The organism is Rhodococcus sp. (in: high G+C Gram-positive bacteria) (genome assembly GCF_049299235.1).
GTDB lineage: Bacteria > Actinomycetota > Actinomycetes > Mycobacteriales > Mycobacteriaceae > Rhodococcus.
In genome coordinates this window covers 1-4001 of sequence record NZ_JBAQXC010000187.1, presented here as the reverse complement: position 1 = coordinate 4001, position 4001 = coordinate 1, and the positions used below count along the sequence as shown (strand labels likewise).

At 65.5% G+C, this 4001-nt stretch carries 4 protein-coding genes; 2 read left to right on the top strand and 2 right to left on the bottom strand.

All coding sequences use genetic code 11. From position 1 onward, the window contains the following. Nucleotides 1–53: 53 nt before the first annotated feature. Both WAX14_RS11395 and miaB read right to left on the bottom strand, forming a co-directional pair. Nucleotides 54–641, bottom strand: coding sequence for a hypothetical protein (locus tag WAX14_RS11395; RefSeq protein ID WP_422628170.1), 588 nt, complete (start codon nt 639–641; stop codon nt 54–56). Next, nucleotides 638–2176 (bottom strand): tRNA (N6-isopentenyl adenosine(37)-C2)-methylthiotransferase MiaB, encoded by a 1539-nt coding sequence (gene miaB, locus WAX14_RS11390; protein ID WP_422628169.1) that lies wholly within the window; start codon nt 2174–2176, stop codon nt 638–640. Before miaB ends, WAX14_RS11395 begins: the two co-directional genes overlap by 4 nt. Nucleotides 2177–2387: 211 nt before the next feature. Between miaB and WAX14_RS11385 the strand changes: the two genes are divergently transcribed. After that, on the top strand, nt 2388–3116 hold the full coding sequence (locus WAX14_RS11385) for an amino acid ABC transporter ATP-binding protein (protein ID WP_422628171.1): 729 nt from the start codon (nt 2388–2390) through the stop codon (nt 3114–3116). A 33-nt stretch (nt 3117–3149) separates the two neighbouring features. Beyond that, nucleotides 3150–3983: a glutamate ABC transporter substrate-binding protein gene (locus tag WAX14_RS11380; RefSeq protein WP_422628168.1), complete on the top strand. Its 834-nt coding sequence runs from the start codon at nt 3150–3152 to the stop codon at nt 3981–3983. Nucleotides 3984–4001: the final 18 nt, after the last annotated feature.

Sequence of the window (4001 nt, the reverse complement as noted above, 5' to 3'; positions counted from 1 at the left end):
CCGTGCTGGTGATGCGGGGCTTCCGGCACTGCTGGACGACCGCACGATGACGGTCACCGCCTGCTGTCGGGGCCGTACAGCCGCTGCCCTTCTTCGTGCGCCGTGGCCTCGCGCAGTTCCTGCTCGGCGGCGAGTTGCACCGAGGTGCGTGCCCATACGACACGGGACCAGTGGAAGGACAGCACCACCACCGCGAACCAGGCGAGAATCAGACCGAATCCCGGGCCTGCAGCCGTCGAGTCGACGGGCAGGGTTTGGCGGGTCCAGATGGACAGCACACCGAAAACGACGGACACGGCAGAACCTGCCAGCGCCAGCCATGCCAGGACCCACCTGCGGGTGAGCAACGCCAGGATCGAGCACACACCGCCGAAGACCAACGCCAGCCACACGAAGATCCGTGACGGCAACGCGATGGCCTCGGTGACCGCGTCCGGTCCGAACGAGAGGACTTCCCACCCGTTGGCGGACCCGGCGTGCGGAAGGCTGAAGGACCCGAGCAGTACCAGCACGGCGACGGCCACCACCAGCGCCCGGGCGCCCGGGTCGATCTCGCTCGCGATTCTGCGTTCGGCCCGTTCCAGGTCGGCACGGGATTCGCTCGTCGGATCGTTCACGTCGTGGTCGTGTGCGGCGCTCATGCGTCACATCCCATCTGTGTCGGGAGGGGTTCGGGAACCCCGATCGTCGGAAGCCCGAGGCCGACACCGATCGGCGGGGTCTTCGGCAGGCGACCCCGCTCGAAGTTGTCACCGGCCGGGGTGCGGCGGTGCGTCAGGATCGGGGTGTCGGCGACCAGGTGGTGCGGCGCGGCGCCACTGACGACGACCGTGACGACGTCGCCGGGACGTACGGCACGGTCGACGTTCCCCTCGGGCCGGAAGTGCACCAGCCGCCCGTCGCGGGCGCGACCACTCATCCGGGCAGTTTCGGCGTTTTTGCGTCCTTCGCCCGCCGCCACCAGCAACTCGACGTCGCTACCGACGAGCTTCCGGTTTTCCTCCAGGGTGATCCGTTCCTGAAGCGCGATCAGCCGCTCGTACCGTTCCTGCACGACCGCCTTCGAGAGTTGTCCGTCCATCTCCGCGGCGGGAGTACCCGGGCGCTTCGAATACTGGAAGGTGAAGGCGCTGGTGAACCGAGCCTTCTCGACGACGTCGAGGGTGTCTTGGAAGTCCTCTTCGGTTTCACCGGGGAATCCGACGATGATGTCGGTGGTGATCGCCGCGTGCGGCATCGCGGCCCGCACCCGTTCGATGATCCCGAGGAACTTCTCCTTGCGGTAGGAGCGACGCATCGCGCGCAGCACCCGGTCGCTGCCGGACTGCAACGGCATGTGCAACTGCGGGCACACGTTGGGAGTGTGTGCCATCGCCTCGATGACGTCGTCGGTGAACTCTGCCGGATGCGGCGACGTGAATCGAACCCGTTCGAGGCCCTCGATCTGCCCGCACGCGCGCAGCAGCGCGGCGAATGCGCCGCGGTCGCGGGGCTGGTCGGGATCGGCGAAGGATCGGCCGTACGAATTCACGTTCTGGCCGAGCAGTGTCACCTCGAGCACACCCTCGTCGACCAGCGCCTGTACCTCGGCGAGGATGTCGCCGGGCCGCCGGTCGACTTCCTTGCCGCGCAGCGCCGGCACGATACAGAAGGTGCAGGTGTTGTTGCAGCCGACCGAGATCGACACCCACCCGGCGTACGCGGATTCGCGTTTGGCGGGCAGCGTCGACGGGAACGCGTCGAGCGACTCGAGGATCTCCACCTCGGCCTTGCGGTTGTGCCGCGCGCGGTCGAGCAGCGCCGGCAGATTACCGATGTTGTGGGTACCGAACACCACGTCGACCCAGGGTGCCTTCGTGACGACGATGTCGCGGTCCTTCTGCGCAAGGCACCCGCCGACCGCGATCTGCATGTTCGGGTTCTCGTCCTTGACCGGACGCAGGTGGCTGAGGTTGCCGTACAGCTTGTTGTCGGCGTTCTCCCGCACCGCGCAGGTGTTGAACACGACGAGATCGGGTGAACAACCGGGGGCGGCCTTCGCGAAGCCCGCTTCTTCCAGCAGACCCGACAACCGCTCCGAGTCGTGGACGTTCATCTGGCAGCCGTACGTGCGAACCTCGTAGGTTCGGGCGTCGGTCGGGGCAGCAGAGATGGCTTCTTCGTCGATCAATGACACGTCTCAGGGTAGCTCAGGCCCGAACGGCACCATATTTGTCCTGGTCCTACCACCACACCCACCGATACGCCTCGTCGTAAATGTTCCGTTTCGTGCCGCGCGTCGTGTCGCAAAATCCGGTGTTGCGCACCTGCGACCGCATAGGGTCCAGAACATGGCACCCGAGGCTGTCGAGTTGGAGAAGGCTCCCCGTGAGGGAACGCCGTCGTCGATGATTTCGATGACGGAGGTGAACAAGCACTTCGGATCTCTGCACGTGCTGCAGGACATCAATCTGGAGATCCCCCGCGGCCAGGTGGTGATCGTGCTGGGGCCGTCCGGTTCCGGAAAGTCGACGCTGTGCCGCACCATCAACCGTCTCGAACCGATCGATTCCGGGCGGATCGCGGTCGACGTGAACGTCCTGCCCGCCGAGGGCAAGGCATTGGCCGCGCTCCGCGCCGACGTGGGGATGGTCTTCCAGTCGTTCAACCTCTTCGCCCACAAGACGATCCTCGAGAATGTCATGCTCGCGCCCGTCAAGGTCCGGCGACGGAAGAAGAATCAGGCAAAAGAGGACGCCCTCGCACTCCTCGAACGAGTCGGCATCGCCAATCAGGCCGAAAAATATCCGGCGCAACTGTCCGGCGGTCAGCAGCAGCGTGTTGCGATCGCCCGGGCCCTGGCGATGGCCCCGAAGGTGATGCTGTTCGACGAACCGACGTCCGCGCTGGACCCCGAAATGGTCCAGGAAGTGCTCGATGTGATGACCTCGCTCGCGAAGGAAGGCATGACCATGCTCGTGGTGACCCACGAGATGGGGTTCGCGCGCAAGGCCGGCGACCGTGTGCTGTTCATGGCGGACGGTCAGATCGTCGAAGATTCCGATCCGGCCACCTTCTTCACCGCCCCGAAGTCCGATCGCGCGAAGGACTTCCTCGGCAAGATCCTCAGTCACTGACCGGTCAGCCCCGCATCACTGGAGGTAGCCCCTATGAAACTGTCCCGCTCCATCCGTCTGGGCATCGGCGCGATCGCCGTTGCACTCGCTGCCACCGCATGTGGCGGCGACGAGCAGCGCAGTGCCCTCGAATCCGCTCAGGCCGGGAATCTGACGATCGGCATCAAGTTCGACCAGCCAGGACTCGGACTGCGCAACCCGGACGGCACGTTCAGCGGCTTCGATGTGGAGGTGGCGAAGTACGTCGCCGGGCAGCTCGGCGTCAGCGAGGAGAACATCACCTTCAAGGAAGCACCGTCCGCGCAGCGCGAAACGCTCATTCAGAACGGCGAGGTCGACTACATCGTCGCGACGTACTCGATCACCGACGCGCGTAAGGAGAAGGTCGACTTCGCCGGACCGTACCTGGTCACCGGACAGTCGCTGCTCGTGCGAGCGGACAACACCGACATCACCGGGCCGGAATCACTCAACGGTGGTAAGCGCCTGTGCTCGGTCGCCGGCTCGACTCCCGCACAGAACGTGAAGGAGAAGTATGCGCAGGACGTGCAGTTGCAGGAGTTCGACACGTATTCCGCATGTGTAGAAGCGCTGCGCAACGGAGCGGTCGATGCGCTGACCACCGACGCGGTGATCCTCGCCGGGTACGCAGCGCAGTCACCGGGCGAGTTCAAGGTGGTCGGGGAACCGTTCACCACCGAGAACTACGGGATCGGCCTCGCCAAGGGTGACGACGAGTCGCGGGCCCGTATCAACGACGCGATCCAGGAAATGCTCGACTCCGGGGCATGGGAAGCGGCCTTCGTGTCGACGCTGGGCGACTCGGGTCTCCCGGTTCCCGATCAGCCCACGATCGACCGCTACTGATCCGTCCGCGGGCCGGGG

What these genes read in the sequence shown, in the direction of transcription:
- WAX14_RS11395 (WP_422628170.1), bottom strand. Translation starts at nt 641, where the DNA reads ATGAGCGCCGCACACGACCACGACGTGAACGATCCGACGAGCGAATCC.
- WAX14_RS11385 (WP_422628171.1), top strand. Translation starts at nt 2,388, where the DNA reads ATGATTTCGATGACGGAGGTGAACAAGCACTTCGGATCTCTGCACGTG.
- WAX14_RS11380 (WP_422628168.1), top strand. Translation starts at nt 3,150, where the DNA reads ATGAAACTGTCCCGCTCCATCCGTCTGGGCATCGGCGCGATCGCCGTT.